The sequence below is a fragment of the Actinoplanes sp. NPDC048796 genome (assembly GCF_040650035.1).
Classification (GTDB): Bacteria; Actinomycetota; Actinomycetes; order Mycobacteriales; family Micromonosporaceae; genus Actinoplanes.
On sequence record NZ_JBEZGO010000006.1, the window covers coordinates 443,603 to 461,469 of the forward strand.

Consider the following 17,867-nt stretch of genomic DNA (forward strand, 5'->3'; position numbering starts at 1 on the left):
GTCGGTGGTTTGCCACGGCCCGGTGGGTGGGGGGTTGGGCTGGGTGGCCCGGCTGGCGGCTGGGTTGGTGGTTGGGGTGGTTTGCCACGGCCCGGTGGGTGGGGGGTTGGGCTGGGTGGCCCGGCTGGCGGCTGGGTTGGTGGTTGGGGTGGTTTGCCACGGCCCGGTGGGTGCGGGGTTGCGCTTGGTTGCCCGGCCGGCGGCTGCGTTATTGAGGCCCTTTTATTGTTCTTATTCCGGCGCCCAAGTTGGCACGATCAACATTGGTTCCGGATGGATCTGGCGGGCCGAGCGCGGGATAATTGGTCGTGCGATACCAACAGCTTGGATTGTTTACCCGCAAGCAGATGAATGCCATGCGTGACCGCACTTTGGCGCGCAATTGGTCGCCCGAGATGGATGCGTTTCGGCGTGAACATGCGCGTCGCCGCGCGTGGGGTCTCGTTCAGCGCCACGGTTTCAAACTGCTCTGGCTCCGGCGGCAGCGCGACGGGCCGGCGCAACAGTCGGCACCGGCGCGACCGCGCGCCAACCTGGCGCCGGAACTGTTGGGGCTGACTCCCTCGCAGCCGCCGGCGCGGTCCACTGAGGAGGCGAGCGTAGAAGGCGCGGCGGAGGGGCAATTCCAGTCGCGGTCGCTGCGGGTAACGCCCAAGGCGGGCGTCGTGACTGAGGCGGAACCCGAGGCTGCGTCGCACGAGACCGCAGCGCCGGGAACAGAGATGTCCGAGATCGCGGCGCCGGAGACTGCGGTGTCTGAGGGTGTGGCGGCGGGGTCTGTAGCGCGGGAGGGTGCGGTGCCCGAAACCGCGGCGTCCGAGTTCGTGGCGCCGAGAACTACGGCGCCGGGGACCGCGGCGCTCGAGATGGCGGCGTCCGGGATGGCGGCGTCCGGGATGGTGGCGTCCGGGATGGTGGCGTCCGGGATGGTGGCGTCCGGGATGGTGGCGTCCGGAGTGGCGGCGTCCGGAGTGGCGGCGTCCAGGATGGTGGCGTGCGGAATGGCGGCGCCTGGGATGGCAGCGTTCGAGATGGCGGCGGCGGGGTGCGGTGCTGGAAATTGTGGCACTTGAAAGCGCGGCGTCCGGAAATGCGGCACTTGAAAGGGTGACTGCTGAGAACTGCGGTACTTGAATACGTGGTTTCCGGAATCGCGATTCACTGCATTAGGACTGTGCTTTCGGTGAGGGTGGGCCGAAATGCGGTTCGTATTGCGGGAGGGATTGCCTACAACGGGCGTACGCCGGCTGGTAGCTGTTGGGTTGCCACGTGGTGCAGGAGGGTGGTTCGCAGGGCCTCGGCGGCGTGGGGGAGCACCGACCTCTTGCGGTGGGCCAGGGCGATGGTCCGCCGCATGCCGGGTGGGGCCAGGGGAGTGGCGCGCAGCAGGGGGCGGTTGGCCAGCACCATGCTCGGGACCAGGGCTACGCCCAGGCCGGCCTCGACGAAGGCCAGGACCGCGTCCATCTCGCCGCCCTCTACGGCGAACTTGGGGGTGAAGCCGGCCTTGCGGCAGGCGTCCAGGGTGACGCCTCGGATGTCGTAGCCGGCTCGGAACATGACCAAGGGGGTGTGTTCCAGTTCCGACAGGGCGATCTGGGCGTGGATCGTGGGGGCCGGGCCGTCGGCCACCGAGGCCACCACCAGGCTTTCGCGCAGTACGGGGGTTGCCGTCAACGCCTCGTCGACGCCCTCCTCGGGCTGGACGATCAGGGCCAGGTCCAAGGTGTGCGCGTGCAGGTTCTCGATGAGGTCCTGGGAGCCGCCCTCGTTGACGTACAGCTGGATGTCGGGGTGGGCTGTGCGGAACGTGCGCAGCACCTCGGGGACCAAGGACGAGCACAGGCTGGGGGTGGCTCCCAGGCGCACCTCGCCGCGGCGCAGGCCGACGATGTCGGAGACGGCCTCCTGGGCGGCGTCGGCGTCGGCCACCATGCGCTGGGCCAGTGGCAGCAGGGTGTGGCCGGCGGCGGTCAAGGTGACCGCGCCGCGGATGCGTTCGAAAAGGGGAGCGCCGAGGGTCTGTTCGAGGGTGTGAATTTGCTTACTGAGAGTCGGCTGGGAGACGCCCAGATTGTCCGCCGCTTGGGTGAAATGCCGGGTTTGTTCGACTGCGAGAAAGTAGCGAAGCTGCTGGAGCTGCACGTCCATAGCCTATCTCTATGATGACTGCGTGGATCATGCATTAGACGAATCGCGCTGAGGTTCCTACCTTCCAGTGTGTGGCGGTAGATACGACTACGACCCGGAAGGCGGCGGCCGCGAAGGCCCCGGCCCCGGCTGACAAGGCGCGGCGACGCTCCTCGGTCGCCCTTAAGTTCCTCATGGCGGGCACCGGCATTCTGCTGGTCCTGTTCCTGTTCGCGCACATGATCGGCAACCTGAAGATCTTCTTCGGCGAGGAGACCTTCGATCACTACGCGCACTGGCTGCGGACCATCGGCACGCCCCTGCTGCCGGACGAGTGGTACCTGTGGATCCAGCGCGGCGGACTCACCCTGGCCGTCGTCGCGCACATCTACGCGGCCACCGTGCTGGCCATCCGTGCCCGCAAGGCCCGCCCGGTGAAGTACGCGCACCGGCCCAAGGTGCAGGGCAGCTACGCGGCCCGCACGATGCGCTGGGGCGGCGTGATCGTCCTGCTCTTCGTGATCTACCACATCCTCGACCTCACCACGCTCACGCTGAACCCGAACGGGGTGCACGGCGAGGCGTACCGCAATGTCGCCGAGGACTTCGCTCCCGGCCGCTGGTACGTGACGCTCTTCTACGTGGTGTCGATCGTGGCCGTCGGCTTCCACCTGCGCCACGGCATCTGGAGCGCCGTGCGCACCCTGGGCCAGCAGACCCAGCGCGGCGAGCGCATCGCCCGCGCCAGCGCCCTCGCGCTGTCCCTGGTGCTGGTCGTCGGCTACCTCTCGGTGCCGTTCGCGGTGACCATCGGATTGGTGGATTGATCATGAGTGACTTCTGGACCGAGGGCGACCCGATCGCCGACACCGCCGCGCCGGACGGGCCCATCGAGACCCGCTGGGAGCGCCGCCAGTTCTCGGCCAAGCTGGTCAACCCGGCCAACCGCCGCAAGCTGACCGTGATCGTGGTCGGCACCGGCCTGGCCGGCGGCTCGGCCGCCGCGACCCTGGCCGAGGCCGGGTACCACGTCAAGTCGTACTGCTATCAGGACAGCCCGCGGCGCGCGCACTCGATCGCCGCGCAGGGCGGCATCAACGCCGCCAAGAACTACCGCAACGACGGCGACTCGATCTACCGCCTGTTCTACGACACCGTCAAGGGCGGCGACTTCCGCGCCCGCGAGTCGAACGTCTACCGGCTGGCCAGCGTGTCGGTGAACATCATCGACCAGTGTGTCGCCCAGGGTGTCCCGTTCGCCCGCGAGTACGGCGGCCTGCTCGACAACCGCTCGTTCGGCGGCACCCAGGTGTCGCGGACGTTCTACGCCCGGGGCCAAACGGGTCAGCAGCTGCTGCTCGGCGCCTACCAGGCGATGGAGCGGCAGATCGGCCTCGGCAACATCGAGATGAACGCCCGGCACGAGATGCTCGAGCTGATCATCGTCGAGGGCAAGGCGCGCGGCATCGTGGTCCGCGACATGGTCACCGGCGAGATCACCACCGAGATGGCCGACGCCGTCGTGCTCGCCTCCGGCGGTTACGGCAACGTCTTCTTCCTCTCCACCAACGCCAAGGGCTGCAACGTCACCGCGTCGTGGCGCGCGCACCGCAAGGGCGCCCTGTTCGCCAACCCCTGCTACACGCAGATCCACCCGACCTGCATCCCCGAGTCCGGCGCCCACCAGAGCAAGCTCACCCTGATGAGCGAGTCGCTGCGCAACGACGGCCGGGTGTGGGTGCCCAAGCGGGCCGAGGACTGCCAGAAGCCGGCCGGCCAGATCGCCGAGGAGGACCGCGACTACTACCTGGAGCGGATCTACCCCTCGTTCGGCAACCTGGTCCCGCGCGACATCGCGTCCCGCGCCGCCAAGAACGTCTGCGACGAGGGCCGCGGTGTCGGCCCCGGCGGTCTCGGCGTCTACCTGGACTTCGCCGACGCCATCAAGCGGCTCGGCAAGAAGGCGGTCGAGGCCAAGTACGGCAACCTCTTCGAGATGTACCAGCGGATCACCGGCGAGGACCCGTACGAGACGCCGATGCGTATCTACCCCGCGGTGCACTACACGATGGGTGGCCTCTGGGTCGACTACGACCTGCAGTCGACCATCCCCGGCCTGTTCGTGGTCGGCGAGGCCAACTTCTCCGACCACGGTGCCAACCGCCTCGGCGCGTCGGCGCTGATGCAGGGCCTGGGCGACGGCTACTTCGTGCTGCCGACGACCCTCGGCAACTACCTGGCCGCCGGCCCCTTCGAGAAGATCTCGCAAGATCACGAAGACGTGAAAGCGGCCCGTCAGCAGGTTGAGGACCGCATCGCGAAGTTCCTGTCGATCAACGGGGACCGCACTGTGGACTCGTTCCACCGCGAGCTCGGCCACATCATGTGGGAGTACTGCGGCATGGAGCGCACCGAGGAGGGCCTGACCAAGGCCATCGGCCTCATCCGCAGCCTGCGCGAGGAGTTCTGGACCCGGGTGAAGGTGCCCGGCACCGGCGAGCAGCTCAACCAGAACCTGGAGAAGGCCGGCCGGGTGGCCGACTTCTTCGAGCTGGCCGAGCTGATGTGCATCGACGCGCTGCACCGCCGCGAGTCGTGCGGCGGCCACTTCCGCGCCGAGAGCCAGACCCCCGACGGTGAGGCGCTGCGCCACGACGACCAGTTCAGCTACGTCGCGGCGTGGGAGTACGCCACCGGTGAGTCCGCCAAGCCGACTCTGCACAAGGAACAGCTCGAATTCGAGTACGTCCACCCCAGCACGCGGAGCTACAAGTAATGGACATCAAAGTAAGGGTGTGGCGTCAGCCGACCGCGGACGAGGCCGGGCGGATGGTCACGTACGACGTGAAGGACATCTCGCCCGACGCCAGCTTCCTGGAGATGCTGGACGTCCTCAACGAGACGCTGATCCTGTCCGGCGACGACCCGATCGCCTTCGACCACGACTGCCGTGAGGGCATCTGCGGCATGTGCAGCATGGTCATCGACGGCGTGGCGCACGGCCCGGAGAAGGCCACCACGACGTGCCAGCTGCACATGCGGCACTTCAAGGACGGCGACGTGATCGACGTGGAGCCGTGGCGGGCCGCCGCGTTCCCGGTGATCAAGGACCTGGTCGTCGACCGTTCGGCCTTCGACAAGATCATTCAGGCCGGTGGCTACATCACCGCGCCGACCGGTACCGCGCCCGACGCGCACGCCACTCCCGTACCCAAGAAGGACGCCGACCTGGCGTTCGAGGCGGCCACCTGCATCGCCTGCGGCGCCTGCGTGGCGGCCTGCCCGAACGGCTCGTCGATGCTGTTCACCGCGGCCAAGGTGGCCCACCTGGGCCTCATGCCGCAGGGCCAGCCCGAGCGCGACAGCCGCGTCGTCGACATGCTCCAGGCGCAGGACGACGCCGGCTTCGGCGGCTGCACCAACATGGGCGAGTGCGCCCAGGTCTGCCCCAAGGGCATTCCGCTGCACCTCATCGGCCGCCTGAACAGCGACTACCGCAAGGCTCTGCGCAACAGCAACTGAGGCCTGATCTCCGGGGCCGGGCACAACGGCGTGCCCGGCCTTCGGCGTGTCAAAGGCCAGGTCCAGGGCCAAGTCCAGGGCCAAGTCAAGACCGTTTCCCGGTACGCCGTGACAGCCGGCCCGAGCTCAGCGGGCCGCCCCGATGCCGCCGTGGATGAAGCCGGTCAACGTCTCGATCGCCTCCTCGTCCGGGATCTTGCCGAACCAGGCGTCCGCGAACCCCGACGCCAGCATCCCGAACATCGACGCCACCACCAGCGGCCGCCCCGGCAGGTCGAGCCCCACCAGATGCTCGGCCAGGTGGTGCTGGTCGGGCTCCATCATCTCGTCGACGATCCGCGCGAACGACGCGTCGACACTCGCCGCCTGCCGCAGCGCCCCCAGCACCGTGCGGTGCCGCCGGTAGAAGTCCCAGTACGCCGCGACGTGGTAGCGGACCGCCTCCCGGTCGGCGAAGTCACTCGTGTGCCCGGGGCTCAGCGCGGCCAGGTCACTCTCGGCCAGCAGGTCGGCCAGCAGCGCCTGGAGCAGCTGCTCCTTGCTCGCGAAGTGCTTGTAGAACGACCCGGTCGCCCGTCCCGCCTCGGCGGTGATGTCGGTGATCTTGGCGTTCAGGTAGCCCGTGCGCTCGAAGACCCGGATGGCGGCCGCCTTGAGCTCGGCCCCCGTCTGCGCCGCCTGCTGCTGTCGAACTCCCGTCACTTGACGCAGGTTATCAGTCCGCTCTACGGTGAATCCATGTTCACTGAATCCAGGTTCACCGTCATCGTGGGTGCCGGTCCGACCGGCCTCACCCTCGCCCGCGTCCTGCGGCGCCACGGCGTCCCGTTCCGGATCGTCGAGCGCGAGACCAAGCTCTTCGACGGCTCCCGGGCCAAGGGCCTGCAGCCCCGCACCCTGGAGATCCTCGACGATCTCGGCCTGCTCGACCGCTTCCTGGCCACCGGTGGCGCCTACCCGGAGCTGCTGGTCCACCGGCCCGACGGCGGCACCATGACGCGGCGCATGGCCGAGCCGCGGGACCCGACCCCGGCCGAGCCCTACCCGAACGGGCTCATGCAGCCGCAGTGGCGCACCTCCGAGCTGCTGGCCGACGGCGTGCCGGTCGAGCTCGGCGCCGGCGTCACCGGACTTTCGCAGGACGAAGACCAGGTGCACGTCACTTTGGACACCGGCGAGACGATCACGGCCCGGTACGTCGTCGGAGCGGACGGCGGCCGGAGCACCGTACGGAAAGCCCTGGGTGTGCCCTTTGAAGGCGAGACCTTCGAGACGGAGCAGATGATGATCGCGGACGTCCGCGTGGAGGGCCTGGACCGCGATCACTGGCACGTGTGGCCGGGCGGCGACGGCAAGTCGCTCAAACTCGGCCTGTGCCCGCTGCCCGGCACCGAGGATTTCCAGCTCACCGCGTCCCCTTCGGAGGTCTCCCTCGACGAGCTCGTGGAGGGGGTGGGCCTGAAGCTCACGCACGTCGGCTGGCGGTCGCTCTACCGGGCCAACATGCGCATGGTCTCGCGGTACCGGGTCGGCAACGTCTTCCTGGCCGGCGACGCCGCGCACGTGCACTCCCCGGCCGGCGGTCAGGGCCTCAACACCGGCATCCAGGACGCCTACAACCTCGGCTGGAAACTCGCGCTGGGGACACCAGAGCTGATCGAGTCGTACGAACGTGAGCGCCTCCCGGTCGCGGCGGACGTCCTGGGCATCACGACACGCCTGCATCGCGAGGCCACCATGCGCCGCGACGACCCCGCGCTGCGCCAGCTCACCCTGAACTACCGCGACAGCCCGCTCTCCCGCGACCACCGCCCCAGCCCCGGTCGCGTCCAGGCCGGCGACCGCGCCCCCGGCCCGATCTTCGACCTGCTGCGCGGCCCCGGCTTCACCCTGCTGGCCCTCGCCTGGCCGGGCGACCTGCCACCGGGCGCCCACCGCGTCGACGACCCCGAGGTCCTGGACATCTACGACGTCCACGAGCCGACCCTGTTCCTGATCCGCCCCGACAACTACATCGGCTGCGTCTCCCACTCGCCGGACGACATCGCCCGTTACCGGTCGCTGCTCGGCGTCTGAGGCTTATGCGCCCCGCTCCGGAGTGACGCGGTCGCGGATGCTGTCGAGCACGGCCTCCGCGGCCCAGGCGGCGGCGTCGGCGATGTCTCGCCGGTCCATGCCGAACTCGCGGCGGAACGTCACCCAGGTTCCGACGGAGTCGAGGTGGGACAGGGCCGCGATGATCGACCTGCGCTGTGCCGGGTCGAGGGAGGGCACCTCGACGTCCAGCAGCCGCTCGAGCTGTGCGCGGCCGGGTGAGGGCGCCGCGCCGCTCACGCCGCGCATCGCCGTTTCGGCGACGACGTGCGCGAGTTCCGGCCGCTCGTCGTACCGCTGCATCGCCTCGCGGATCGCGAGCGGGATGTCGAAGAGGGACGGCGACTCCTCGCGGGCGAACAGGGTCGCCTCGATCCACGCCGCGGTCGCCAGCAGCAGGTCGACGCGCGTCGGATAGTTACGGAACACCGTGCGCTCGGCAATGCCGGCCCGGCGAGCGATGACCCGGTACGACACGTCGTCGCTGCCGACCTCCTCGATCAGCTCCGCGTAGGCGGCGAGAATCGCCTCCTGCGTCCCGCTCAGTTCGGGGACGGTCACGGCTGCGCCCACGTCGCGGAGGAGGGCAGCTTGGCCAGCACCGCGTCGACGGCGCGGTCGAACGCGTCGCAGATCTCGCCGGCGTCCAGGTCGAAGCCCGTGCGCAAGCGCGCCCAGAACATCGCCGACGAGAAGTAGCGCAGGGATGCCGCGACCCGCCGCCGGTCCCGGCGGTTGAGCGTCGGCGCCGCCACGTCGAGCATCGCCTCGATCGCCCGCGTGATGTAGGCGGGCTCGGTGTCGAGGGTCGGCGAGATCGCGGACGCCCGGGCGCCGACGTGCGCGTACGCGGGTGACGCGTCGAAGGCCCGGAAACGCTCGTGCACGGCGGCGCGGAAATCGGACACCGTCACGAACGGCGGCAGCGGGAAGCAGGTCTGCTCGATCCAGTTCGAGAGCGCGGCGAGCAGGTGCGGGCGGGTGGGGTACTGGCGGTAGATCGTGCGCTCCGAGATGCCGACCTCGTCGGCGAGGACACGGTAGGAGATGTCGTCGAACGTACGCTCGCGCAGCAGCACCGCGGCGCTCGCGAGAATCGCGGTCGCGGTGTCGACCGGCTCCTCCATCACGTCTCTCCCCGTTGAGATGCCCGTCGGTGGGATGCCCGGCGGGCAGCCGCCCAGCGCGGGGGCCCGGTGACTTCCGGCGGGAGCACGTAGCGATCGGAATCGTCGAGCGCGAGCGCCAGCGACGAGACGTACTGCACCTCGCCGCGCGGCCCTCTCTCAGCCGAGGCCAGCATATCCGGCCGCTCGAACGTATAGCCGGTGACGTGGCATCGGAGCCGCTCGCTGGAGGGGTTGCCGTGCTCGTCGAACCGGGGCGAGTCGATGCCGTCGGAGCGGCGGCGCAGGTAGTACCGCCCCCGCGTGGCGAGGGCCATGACCGGCGTGGTCACGAAGGCGACACCGATCGCGATGAGCACCGAGAACGGCTTGACCGCGTCGCCGAGCAGCCCGCCGAACGCGAGCAGGGACAGCGCCGAGGCGAGCCCCACCGACACGAGCCCCACCGGGTTCCAGTCGTGCAGCATGCCGCGGCGGAACTCGGGGAAGCGCGGCGAGATGTGCAGCACCCGCTTGTTGATCGCGATGTCGGTGGCGATCGTCACGAGCCACGCCATGACGACGTTCGCGTAGAGGCTGAGCACGAAGGAGATGAGGGTGAAGACGTCCAGCATCATGAGCCCGTACGCGATCACCAGGTTGAACAGCACGAAGATCGTGCGACCCGGGTAGTGCTTCGCCATCCGGGTGAAGACGTTCGACCAGGCGAGCGAGCCCGAGTACGCGTTGGTCACGTTGATCTTCACCTGCGCGACCACGACGAGCACCAGGGCGAGGACGATCGCGAGCCAGTCGGGGACGAGGGTCTGATACATCACGACGAATTGCTTGACCGGCTCGGTCGCCTGGTGCCCGAGAGCGGGTTCGACCCGGACGAGCAGGTAGACGGCGAGGAACACCCCGATCACCTGCTTGGTGCCGCTGAAGACGACCCAGCCCGGGCCGGAGAACACGAACGACGTCCACCATGAGCGGGCGTTCGACGGCGTGCGCGGCGGCATGGCGCGGATGTAGTCGATCTGCTCCGCCAGCTGCGGAGTGAGGGCGAAGCACACCGCCGCGCTCGAGACCACGGCGCCGAAGCTGATCGAGCCGTCGGAGTCGCCGGTGAACGACGTGAAGGCGCGTACCGCCTCGGGGTCGGAGACGACGATCCACAGCAGCGGCAGCAGGGCGAGGGCGAGCCACAGGGGCGTGGTCCAGAACTGCAGGCGCTCCAGCGCCCGCATGCCGTAGATGACGATCGGGATCACGACGACGGCCGAGACGAGATAGCCCAGCCACAGCGGCATCCCCGTCGCCAGCTGGAGCCCCTGCGCCATGATGGCGCCCTCCAGGGCGAAGAAGATGCAGGTGAAACCCGCGAAGACGACGGTCGTGACGATGGAGCCGTAGTAGCCGAATCCCGAGCCGCGGGCGATGAGGTCGAGGTCGAGGTTGTAGCGGGCGGCGTAGTAGGCGACGGGCACGCCCACTATGACGATGATGACCGACGCGAACACGATGCCGAGTACGGCGTTGGGGGTGCCGTGGTCGATGCCGATGCTCGCGCCGATCGAGAAGTCGGCCAGGAACGCGATGGATCCGAGGGCGGTCGCGCCGACGGAGGCCGCGCTCCAGCGCCGGAAGGTGCGCGGCACGTAGCGGAAGGCGTAGTCCTCGAGACTGTCCTCTGCGGCCGCGCGCGCGTTGTCCGTCGACACAGGGCATCGTCGCTGCCCGATGTTACGACGGCATTGCGGGTGCGAGTCACGCCCGCTCAGATCGCCATGGCGGCTCGCACGGTGGAGGTGGCCGCCATGCCACCGGATCCGGTCTGTGTGACGAAACCCGAGGCGAGTACGACGTAGTGCTCGGCCGCCTCCAGGGCGAAGCCGATGTGCTGCTCGACGAGCAGCACGTTGATGCCCTCGCCGGCCAGCTGCATGATGGTGTGCTCGATCTCGGCGACGATCGTGGGCTGGATGCCCTCGGTCGGCTCGTCGAGGATGAGCAGCTTCGGCTCGGTGATGAGGGCGCGGGCGATGGCGAGCTGCTGGCGCTGCCCGCCCGAGAGCAGGCCCGCCTTGCGGGTGGCGAACGTCGCCAGGGCGGGGAAGCGGGCCATCTGCGCGTCGATGAGAGCCTTGCCGCGCCGGCGCCCGCCGGCGACGAGCTGCAGATTCTCCAGCGTCGTGAGCTGGCCGAACGCCTGCTGGCCCTGTGGCACGTACGCCATGCCGCGAGCAACGCGCTGGTGGGGGGCGAGCGACGCGATGTCCTCCCCGTCGAAGAACACGCGGCCCCTCGACGGCTTGATGAGGCCGATCGCGAGACGCAGCAGGGTCGTCTTGCCGGCGCCGTTGTGGCCGAGCACGGCCACCACCTTGCCGGCCGGCACCGTCACCCCGTGCAGCACCCGGGTGCGTCCGTAACCGGCCTCGATGTCGGTGAGTTCCAGCATGTCAGCCCTCCGTGATGGCGTCGGCGGTGCCGAGGTAGACCTCCTGCACCCGGGGATCGGCCTGCACCTCGGCCACCGTCCCCTGGGAGAGCACCCGGCCCTGGTGCAGCACTGTCACCCGGGTGGCGAAACGGCGCATGAAGTCCATGTCGTGCTCGACCACGAGCACGATGCGCCTGGCCGCGATGCGCTGCAGAAGTTCGCCGGTCGCGGTGCGCTCGTCCTGGCTCATGCCGGCGACCGGCTCGTCGAGCAGCAGCACCCGCGCGTCCTGCACGAGCAGCATCGCGATCTCCAGCCACTGTTTCTGGCCGTGCGACAGGATGCCGGCCGGCGTGCCGAGCTCGCCGGCGAGACCGGTCTCCTCCAGCGCGTGCTCGATCGACGCCTCGACGCCCCGCCGGGCCCGCAGCAGCGAGGCCGACCGGCGGTGGAGCCCGGCGGCGATGTCGAGGTTCTGCAGGACGGTGAGCTCGTCGAAGACGCTCGCGGTCTGGAAGGTGCGGCCCACCCCGAGGCGGACGATCTTGTGGACCGGCCGGCCGAGCAGTTCCCGGTCGCCGAGCCGCGCCGACCCGGTGGCCCGGGTCAGCCCCGTGACGGCGTCGATGCACGTCGTCTTGCCGGCCCCGTTGGGGCCGATGAGGAACCGGACCTCGCCGGGGTGCGCGTCGAAAGAGACGCCGTCGACCGCGACGAAACCCGAGAACTCGACATGGAGATCCGTGACAACCAGCGAGGCGTCCGTCATGAGCGCACCTCTTCCAGATGGGCGGCCGGGCTCACCGGGGCGGGCTGCTCGGCCGGGGTCCGGCGCGCCCACCTCGTCACCCGGGCCGGCAGCGACGACAACCCGTTCGGCAGGAAGAGAATGACGACGATGAACAGAAGCCCGAGGAGGTAGGTCCAGCCGTCGGGCCAGGTCGAGCCGAGGCTCGACTGTCCCCACCCGACCGCCATCGCGCCGAGCGCGGGGCCGAACAGCGAGGCGCGGCCGCCGAGGGCGACGCCCGCGATCATGAAGATCGAGGCGGCGGCGCCGATCTCGGCCGGGGTGATGATGCCGACGATGGGCACGAACAGCGCTCCGCCGATGCTGGCCATCAGCGCGGAGACGACGAAGGCGACGAGCTTGACGTTGGCCGGGTCGTATCCGAGGAAGCGCACCCGTTCCTCGGCGTCCCGGGTGGCGATGAGGAGCTCACCGAAGCGGCTGCGGTACAGCTGCCACACCGCGAGCAGGCACACGATGAGCAGCCCGGCCGCGATCAGATAGACCAGCACCTTGTTCGCCGGGTCGTTCAGCACGAAGCCGAAGAAGTACTTGAAGTCGCTGAGCCCGGTGTCGCCGCCGGTCTCGCGGATCGTGGAGCTGATCAGGACGGCCAGCGCGACGGCGAGCGCCTGCGACAGAATCGCGAAGTACGCGCCCTTCACCCGGCGCTTGAACAGCGCGTAGCCGAGGGCGCCGGCCACCACCACCGGGAGCAGCACGATCGCCAGCAGCGTGAACGCCGCGCTGCGGAACGGCTCCCAGAACACCGGGAGCGGCGCGAGCGGATCGTAGAGCACCATGAACCCGGGGATCCGGTCACCGGCGGTCTCCAGGGTGAGGTGCATGGCCATCGAGTAGGCGCCGAGGGCGAAGAACACCCCCTGCCCCATCACGAGCATCCCGCCCCGGCCCCAGGCCAGGCCGATGCCGACGGCCACGATGGCCCAGCAGCAGTACTTGCCGAGGTTGTTGAGCCAATGCTCGGAGAGGATGAGGGGAGCGACCGCGAGGAGCAGGAGGGCCAACGCCCCGATGCCGCCGATGGAATGCCATGGCTTCATCTTGGTCATCAGGTTCCTTCCGGTAACACTCTGGCCTCCAGGCCGGGGAGGAAGCGGAATGTTCTGCATAACTGGTCAGAGGTAGCCGATGCGGCGTCGTCGCCGCATCGGTGTCGAAGCAGTTGCCCCGTGACGCAGGTGGTCGTACGGGTGTTCTATCCTCTGAGGATGTCTGCGGGGTAGCGGGGCTACCGGTACCGCTTCTACCCGACGCCTGGCCAGGCCGCGTTGCTGACGCGGACGTTCGGGTGTGTGCGGCTGGTCTACAACATGGGTTTGCAGGCCCGCCAGCAGGCGTGGCAGCAGCGGCAGGAGCGGCTCAGCTACAGCGGCACGTCGGCATTGCTGACCGGATGGAAGAAGACACCTGAGTACAGCTTCTTGAACGAGGTGTCGTGTGTGCCGTTGCAGCAGTCGCTGCGGCACCTCGACACCGCCTACACCAGGTTCTTCAAGAAAGAGGCCCGGTTTCCGCGGTTCAAGTCGCGGAAACGGTCCCGCCGGTCGGCGGAGTTCACCGCGAGCGCCTTCACCTACGACAACGGCGAGTTGCGGCTGGCGAAGCTGATGGGCGAACCGTTGGACGTGGTGTGGTCGCGGCCGCTGCCCGACGGCGTGGTGCCGTCGACAGTCACCGTGTCGCAGGACCGGGCCGGTCGATGGTTCGTCTCCCTGCGTGTCGAGGCGCCCGCCACTACCGCACCTGCCAGCGAGGGGATGGTCGGGATCGATGCCGGGTTGAACCGGCTGCTCACCCGTTCCGATGGCGGGCGGGTGGACAACCCGCGGCAGGAACGCCGCGAACGTGCCGCCCTCGTTCGGGCGCAGCGGGTTCTGGCGCGTAAGGCGAAGGACTCCCGGAACCGGGAGAAGGCCCGGCTGAGGGTGGCGCGGGTGCATGCCCGCATCGCTGACCGGCGCCGGGACTTGTGGCACAAGGTGACGACCGATCTCGTGCGTGAAAACCAAGTGCTCGTGATCGAGGACCTCGCCGTACGCAACATGCTCAAGAACCACACCCTCGCGCGGGCGATCCACGACGCCTCGTGGGGTTTGTTCCGTACCTTGCTGGAATACAAGGCCGCCGAGTATGGGCGGACGCTGCTCGTGGTTCCACGGTGGTACCCGTCGACCCGGCTGTGCTCGGTGTGCCGGCTGTTGGCGCAGAAGATCGACCTTTCGGTGCGGAAGTGGACCTGCACCGGTTGTGGCACCAGGCATGATCGGGACGTGAACGCGGCCCGCAACATTCTGGCCGCCGGGCTGGCGGCGACGGCCTGTGGAGCTGATATAAGACCTCAACGGGGAACCACCTCCCGAGCGGGCGATCGGCGATGAAACAGGAAACACTCCGGGGCGACCCGGTGGAATTCCCGTCCCTCAGGATGGGGAGATGTCAAGCCAGACTCCTGGTTCGCACCGTGAACAGGCCCTGCGGGCGCAGTTGCAGGAAGACGATCACGAGGATGAAGGCGAGCACCTGCGCCAGGCTGCCGGTGGTCCAGTAGGCGAAGAACGAGAGGGCGACACCCACCGCCCACGCGGCGATGACGGTGCCCTTGAGCTGGCCGATGCCGCCGGCGGCGACGACGAGGAAGGCCGGGATGATGTACTGCGCGCCCATCTGGGAGTTCGTTCCGCCGATGAGTGACGCGGCCACACCCGCGACGCCGGCCAGGCCCGAGCCGACGAAGAAGGTGAGGCGGTCGATGGTGCGGGTGGAGATCCCCGTGGTCTCGGCGAGGTCCCGGTTGTGCACGGTCGCCCGGATGCGGCGGCCGAACGAGGTGTACTTGAGCCAGGCCGACAGCGCGGCGACGCAGACCGCCGCGAGCAGGATGGTGAACAGCTGCCGCATCGGCCAGTCGTAGCCGAGGACGGTCAGCTGCCCGTCGAGCCACCGGGGTTTCTCCACCGGGACACCCTGGGACGGGAAGATCTGCAGTGCCGCCTGCTGAAGGATCAGGCTGACACCGACCGTGACGAGCAGGGTGTCCAGCGGCCTGCGGTACATCCACCGGATGACGGTGACCTCCAGCAGGAGGCCGAACAGGCCGGCGACCACGAACGCGACCGGCAGCGCGACCGGGATCGACAGGTCGCTGGCCGCGACGACCTGCTGGACGAGGTAGGCGGTGAAGGCGCCGAGCATCAGGAACTCGCCGTGGGCCATGTTGATCACGCCCATCTGCCCGAAGGTGAGCGAGAGGCCCAGGGCGGCGAGCAGGAGCAGGGCACCTTGTGCGCTGCCGTTCAGCAACTGGGGGATCAGCGCGTCCACGTGCGGTCAGCCCGCCGCGTCCGTGAGCTGCTTGCGGATGTCCGCCGGGAACCAGTCGTAGCCTTCGAGGTACGGGTCGGGCTCGATGAACTTGTCGGAGGCCCAGACGATGTCGAACTGGTTGTCGGCGTTGATCTGCCCGATGTGGCCGGGCTTGGAGATGTGGTGGTTCTCGCCGTCGAGCGTGACCTTGCCCTCCGGGGCGTCGAACGTGATGGTGGTCTTCTTCGCCGCGGCGTTCACCGCGTTGACGTCGAACGAGCCGGCCGCCTCGACGAGGGCCTTGTACAGGTACAGCGAGATGTAGGCGGCCTCCATCGGGTCGGAGGTGACGCCGCTGCTGTTGGGGTAGGCCTTCCAGCTCTGGATGAACTTCGGGTTGGTGGCGGTCTTGAGTGACTGGAAGTAGTTCCAGGACGCGTAGTTGCCGGTGACCTCGTGGCCCATGGCCGGCGCCTCCTCCTCGGCGATCGACACCGAGATGATCGGCGTCTTGGCGGGGGTGAGGCCGGCGTCGTAGTACGCCTTGACGAAGCCGACGTTCGACGAGCCGTTGATGGTGTTGAAAATGAAGTCGGGCTTGGCCGCCGCGATCTTCGCCACCTGGCTGGTCCAGTCGTCCTTGTCGAGGGGCACGTACTCCTCGCCGACGATCTTGATGCCGAGCTTGGCCGCGTAGAGCTTGATGATCGCGTTCGCGGTGCGGGGGAAGACATAGTCGCTGCCGGCGAGGAACAGCGTCTTCACCCCCTTGGAGGCGAGGAAGTCCATCGCCGGGATGATCTGCTGGTTGGTGGTCGCGCCGGTGTAGTAGATGTTCGGCGACGACTCGAGGCCCTCGTACTGCACCGGGTAGAAGAAGAGGCCGTTGAGCTTCTCGACGACCGGCTTCACGGCCTTGCGGGACGACGAGGTCCAGCCGCCGAAGATCGCGGCGACGCAGTCCTGGGTGAGCAGCTTCTCGGTCTTCTCGGCGAAGGTCGGCCAGTCGGTGGCGCCGTCCTCCTGGACGTACTCGATCTTCTTGCCGAGAACACCGCCGCCGGCGTTGATCTCGTCGGCGGCCATGTGCAGCACGTTGGAGACGGTCTTCTCGGAGATCGCCATGCCGCCGGTCAGGGAGTTGAGGAAGCCGAGCTTGACGGTGCTGCCGGAGGTGTCGACGCAGCTGGCCGCGGCGGACGACCCGCCGCCGGCGATGTCGTCGCCGGCGCGGGCGCCGCAGCCGGCGAGCACGGTCACGATGGCGCCCGTAGCCACGAGCGCGCGCAGTCGGGAGAGGGACATAAGCGGGAACTCCGTTCCTGGGATCCTGCCGTGCCGTCGGCCAGGTGCAAGCAGACTGGTCTCGTGTCATTGCTTTGACATTTCTTGTCTGTTCCAACTCTGTAGCCGCCGCGACGGTTAGAGACTTGCAGCGCCGGTAAAAACCAATAAATCGGGCGAAACTGATGTCATGATTCTGCCATCTGAAGATCGCGCAGAGAGCTCGTGGCATGGTTCTGACATGCCGCGGCGTGGACGGCTGTCGCAACGTCTGTCTGCGCCTGCAGTCGGCCGGCCTGGCCGGCCGCAGCTTCGTCAGCGGCATGTCCACCGCTACAGCGGTGACCTCGGCTTCCCGCTGCCCGCCAACTGGGCCTTCGACCAGATCACGAACACCGTGCTGGCCGCGGGCACGGCCGGCGAGGTGGAGATCGACAACGACATCGTCTCGGGCCGCGGCCTCGGCGTGAACAGTGTGACCCGGCCCCGGGATCCGAACGACGGCTTCTCCACCATGCTGATCTGGATCGAGGCCCGGGCGAGCCAGTGGTGGGTCGACCACCCCGGCCGGTCCGGCCCCGAGTTGGTCGCGCAGTGGCTGCGGATGCGCTCCAACGCGTTCGCGTTCCACGGCGCGGACACCGTCTTCGGCGAGCTCGACTCCGGGTTCATCGATGTCGTCCGCGGCTACCCCGGCCGCCCGGACGGCTGCCAGTGGTATCAGAGCGGGCTGTCCAGCGACGAGGCGTACGCGTTCGCCGCCGACCGGTTCGCCACCAGGGCCGACAACTCGTTTCTGTCCCTCGGCGACTACTTCGCCGACGTCGATGCGTGGGTCATCGGACAGCAGAGCCGGCTCGACCCGGCGATTCCCCTGTCCGCCCTGTTCCGGCGGCAGTACGCGACACGGGACACGGCGGCCAACCGCTTCGGCGGCTTCTTCGCCCGGCGGTTCGGCCTCAACGCCGACCGGGCCCGGGTCTGCGCGGCCAACATGTTCGATCAGCCCGGCGACGCCAAGACCGCTGGAATCCGGAACGCCTTCTGGTGGGACCAGTTCGGTGACGTGCTGGCACCCACCCCCGTGCTGGTGTCCGGGACCGCCCGGGCCGGCGTGGCGCGCGCGTTCGCCGATCTGGTCGTCGAGTTCGCGAGCGCCCCATGAGTG

General features: G+C 68.7%; 16 protein-coding genes and 1 pseudogene. 7 read left to right on the forward strand and 10 right to left on the reverse strand.

What is annotated here, in order from left to right; translation table 11 throughout:
• Window positions 1–665 precede the first annotated feature (665 nt).
• Window positions 666–1,073 carry a hypothetical protein gene (locus tag AB0C26_RS26600; RefSeq protein WP_360252857.1) on the forward strand — a complete coding sequence of 136 codons (408 nt, stop codon included), beginning with the start codon at window positions 666–668 and terminating at the stop codon, window positions 1,071–1,073.
• 154 nt (window positions 1,074–1,227) lie between these two features.
• Here AB0C26_RS26600 and AB0C26_RS26605 read toward each other — a convergent pair whose 3' ends face one another.
• On the reverse strand, window positions 1,228–2,145 hold the full coding sequence (locus AB0C26_RS26605) for a LysR family transcriptional regulator (RefSeq protein ID WP_360253160.1): 918 nt from the start codon (window positions 2,143–2,145) through the stop codon (window positions 1,228–1,230).
• 77 nt (window positions 2,146–2,222) lie between these two features.
• Between AB0C26_RS26605 and AB0C26_RS26610 the strand changes: the two genes are divergently transcribed.
• The 3 genes from AB0C26_RS26610 to AB0C26_RS26620 are packed head-to-tail and all read left to right on the forward strand — an operon-like array spanning window position 2,223 to window position 5,652.
• Entirely contained in the window at window positions 2,223–2,957 is a 735-nt protein-coding gene (locus AB0C26_RS26610; protein ID WP_360252860.1) for a succinate dehydrogenase cytochrome b subunit, read from the forward strand.
• 2 nt (window positions 2,958–2,959) lie between these two features.
• Window positions 2,960–4,906: a fumarate reductase/succinate dehydrogenase flavoprotein subunit gene (locus AB0C26_RS26615; RefSeq protein WP_360252863.1), complete on the forward strand. Its 1,947-nt coding sequence runs from the start codon at window positions 2,960–2,962 to the stop codon at window positions 4,904–4,906.
• Window positions 4,906–5,652: a succinate dehydrogenase/fumarate reductase iron-sulfur subunit gene (locus AB0C26_RS26620; protein ID WP_360252866.1), complete on the forward strand. Its 747-nt coding sequence runs from the start codon at window positions 4,906–4,908 to the stop codon at window positions 5,650–5,652. Before AB0C26_RS26615 ends, AB0C26_RS26620 begins: the two co-directional genes overlap by 1 nt.
• Window positions 5,653–5,778: 126 nt before the next feature.
• Here AB0C26_RS26620 and AB0C26_RS26625 read toward each other — a convergent pair whose 3' ends face one another.
• Complete coding sequence (locus AB0C26_RS26625; RefSeq protein ID WP_360252869.1) at window positions 5,779–6,354, reverse strand: TetR/AcrR family transcriptional regulator; 576 nt, start codon at window positions 6,352–6,354, stop codon at window positions 5,779–5,781.
• A gap of 36 nt (window positions 6,355–6,390) precedes the next feature.
• On the opposite strand from AB0C26_RS26625, the gene AB0C26_RS26630 reads away from it, so the two are divergent.
• On the forward strand, window positions 6,391–7,728 hold the full coding sequence (locus AB0C26_RS26630; RefSeq protein ID WP_360252872.1) for an FAD-dependent monooxygenase: 1,338 nt from the start codon (window positions 6,391–6,393) through the stop codon (window positions 7,726–7,728).
• Window positions 7,729–7,731: 3 nt separating this feature from the next.
• Here the strand turns inward: AB0C26_RS26630 and AB0C26_RS26635 are convergent, their stop codons facing one another.
• The 6 genes from AB0C26_RS26635 to urtC are packed head-to-tail and all read right to left on the reverse strand — an operon-like array spanning window position 7,732 to window position 13,161.
• On the reverse strand, window positions 7,732–8,319 hold the full coding sequence (locus AB0C26_RS26635) for a TetR/AcrR family transcriptional regulator (protein ID WP_360252875.1): 588 nt from the start codon (window positions 8,317–8,319) through the stop codon (window positions 7,732–7,734).
• Window positions 8,304–8,873, reverse strand: a complete 570-nt coding sequence (locus AB0C26_RS26640; RefSeq protein ID WP_360252878.1) for a TetR/AcrR family transcriptional regulator — start codon at window positions 8,871–8,873, stop codon at window positions 8,304–8,306. Before AB0C26_RS26640 ends, AB0C26_RS26635 begins: the two co-directional genes overlap by 16 nt.
• Window positions 8,873–10,576 carry a hypothetical protein gene (locus tag AB0C26_RS26645; protein ID WP_360252881.1) on the reverse strand — a complete coding sequence of 568 codons (1,704 nt, stop codon included), beginning with the start codon at window positions 10,574–10,576 and terminating at the stop codon, window positions 8,873–8,875. The genes AB0C26_RS26640 and AB0C26_RS26645 overlap by 1 nt, the downstream gene beginning before the upstream one ends.
• A 56-nt stretch (window positions 10,577–10,632) precedes the next feature.
• A complete protein-coding gene (locus tag AB0C26_RS26650) occupies window positions 10,633–11,316 on the reverse strand; it encodes an ATP-binding cassette domain-containing protein (protein ID WP_360252884.1) in 684 nt (227 codons plus the stop codon).
• A gap of 1 nt (window position 11,317) precedes the next feature.
• On the reverse strand, window positions 11,318–12,067 hold the full coding sequence (urtD, locus tag AB0C26_RS26655) for an urea ABC transporter ATP-binding protein UrtD (RefSeq protein WP_360252887.1): 750 nt from the start codon (window positions 12,065–12,067) through the stop codon (window positions 11,318–11,320).
• On the reverse strand, window positions 12,064–13,161 hold the full coding sequence (gene urtC / locus AB0C26_RS26660; protein WP_360252890.1) for an urea ABC transporter permease subunit UrtC: 1,098 nt from the start codon (window positions 13,159–13,161) through the stop codon (window positions 12,064–12,066). The genes urtD and urtC overlap by 4 nt, the downstream gene beginning before the upstream one ends.
• 186 nt (window positions 13,162–13,347) lie before the next feature.
• Between urtC and AB0C26_RS26665 the strand changes: the two are divergent.
• A pseudogene (locus AB0C26_RS26665) lies at window positions 13,348–14,490 on the forward strand (RNA-guided endonuclease TnpB family protein); the annotation flags it as partial.
• Window positions 14,491–14,548: 58 nt separating this feature from the next.
• Here AB0C26_RS26665 and urtB read toward each other — a convergent pair.
• Window positions 14,549–15,433 (reverse strand): urea ABC transporter permease subunit UrtB, encoded by an 885-nt coding sequence (gene urtB, locus AB0C26_RS26670; RefSeq protein ID WP_360252893.1) that lies wholly within the window; start codon window positions 15,431–15,433, stop codon window positions 14,549–14,551.
• A 6-nt stretch (window positions 15,434–15,439) separates the two neighbouring features.
• Entirely contained in the window at window positions 15,440–16,720 is a 1,281-nt protein-coding gene (urtA, locus tag AB0C26_RS26675; protein WP_360252896.1) for an urea ABC transporter substrate-binding protein, read from the reverse strand.
• Between the two features lie 220 nt (window positions 16,721–16,940).
• Between urtA and AB0C26_RS26680 the strand changes: the two genes are divergently transcribed.
• Complete coding sequence (locus tag AB0C26_RS26680; protein ID WP_360252899.1) at window positions 16,941–17,864, forward strand: hypothetical protein; 924 nt, start codon at window positions 16,941–16,943, stop codon at window positions 17,862–17,864.
• Window positions 17,865–17,867: the final 3 nt, after the last annotated feature.

Coding starts and splice junctions, on each gene's coding strand:
- urtA (WP_360252896.1), bottom strand. CDS start 16,720: ATGTCCCTCTCCCGACTGCGCGCGCTCGTGGCTACGGGCGCCATCGTG.
- AB0C26_RS26630 (WP_360252872.1), top strand. CDS start 6,391: ATGTTCACTGAATCCAGGTTCACCGTCATCGTGGGTGCCGGTCCGACC.
- AB0C26_RS26615 (WP_360252863.1), top strand. CDS start 2,960: ATGAGTGACTTCTGGACCGAGGGCGACCCGATCGCCGACACCGCCGCG.
- AB0C26_RS26620 (WP_360252866.1), top strand. CDS start 4,906: ATGGACATCAAAGTAAGGGTGTGGCGTCAGCCGACCGCGGACGAGGCC.
- urtD (WP_360252887.1), bottom strand. CDS start 12,067: ATGACGGACGCCTCGCTGGTTGTCACGGATCTCCATGTCGAGTTCTCG.
- AB0C26_RS26640 (WP_360252878.1), bottom strand. CDS start 8,873: ATGGAGGAGCCGGTCGACACCGCGACCGCGATTCTCGCGAGCGCCGCG.
- urtC (WP_360252890.1), bottom strand. CDS start 13,161: ATGACCAAGATGAAGCCATGGCATTCCATCGGCGGCATCGGGGCGTTG.
- AB0C26_RS26680 (WP_360252899.1), top strand. CDS start 16,941: ATGCCGCGGCGTGGACGGCTGTCGCAACGTCTGTCTGCGCCTGCAGTC.
- AB0C26_RS26650 (WP_360252884.1), bottom strand. CDS start 11,316: ATGCTGGAACTCACCGACATCGAGGCCGGTTACGGACGCACCCGGGTG.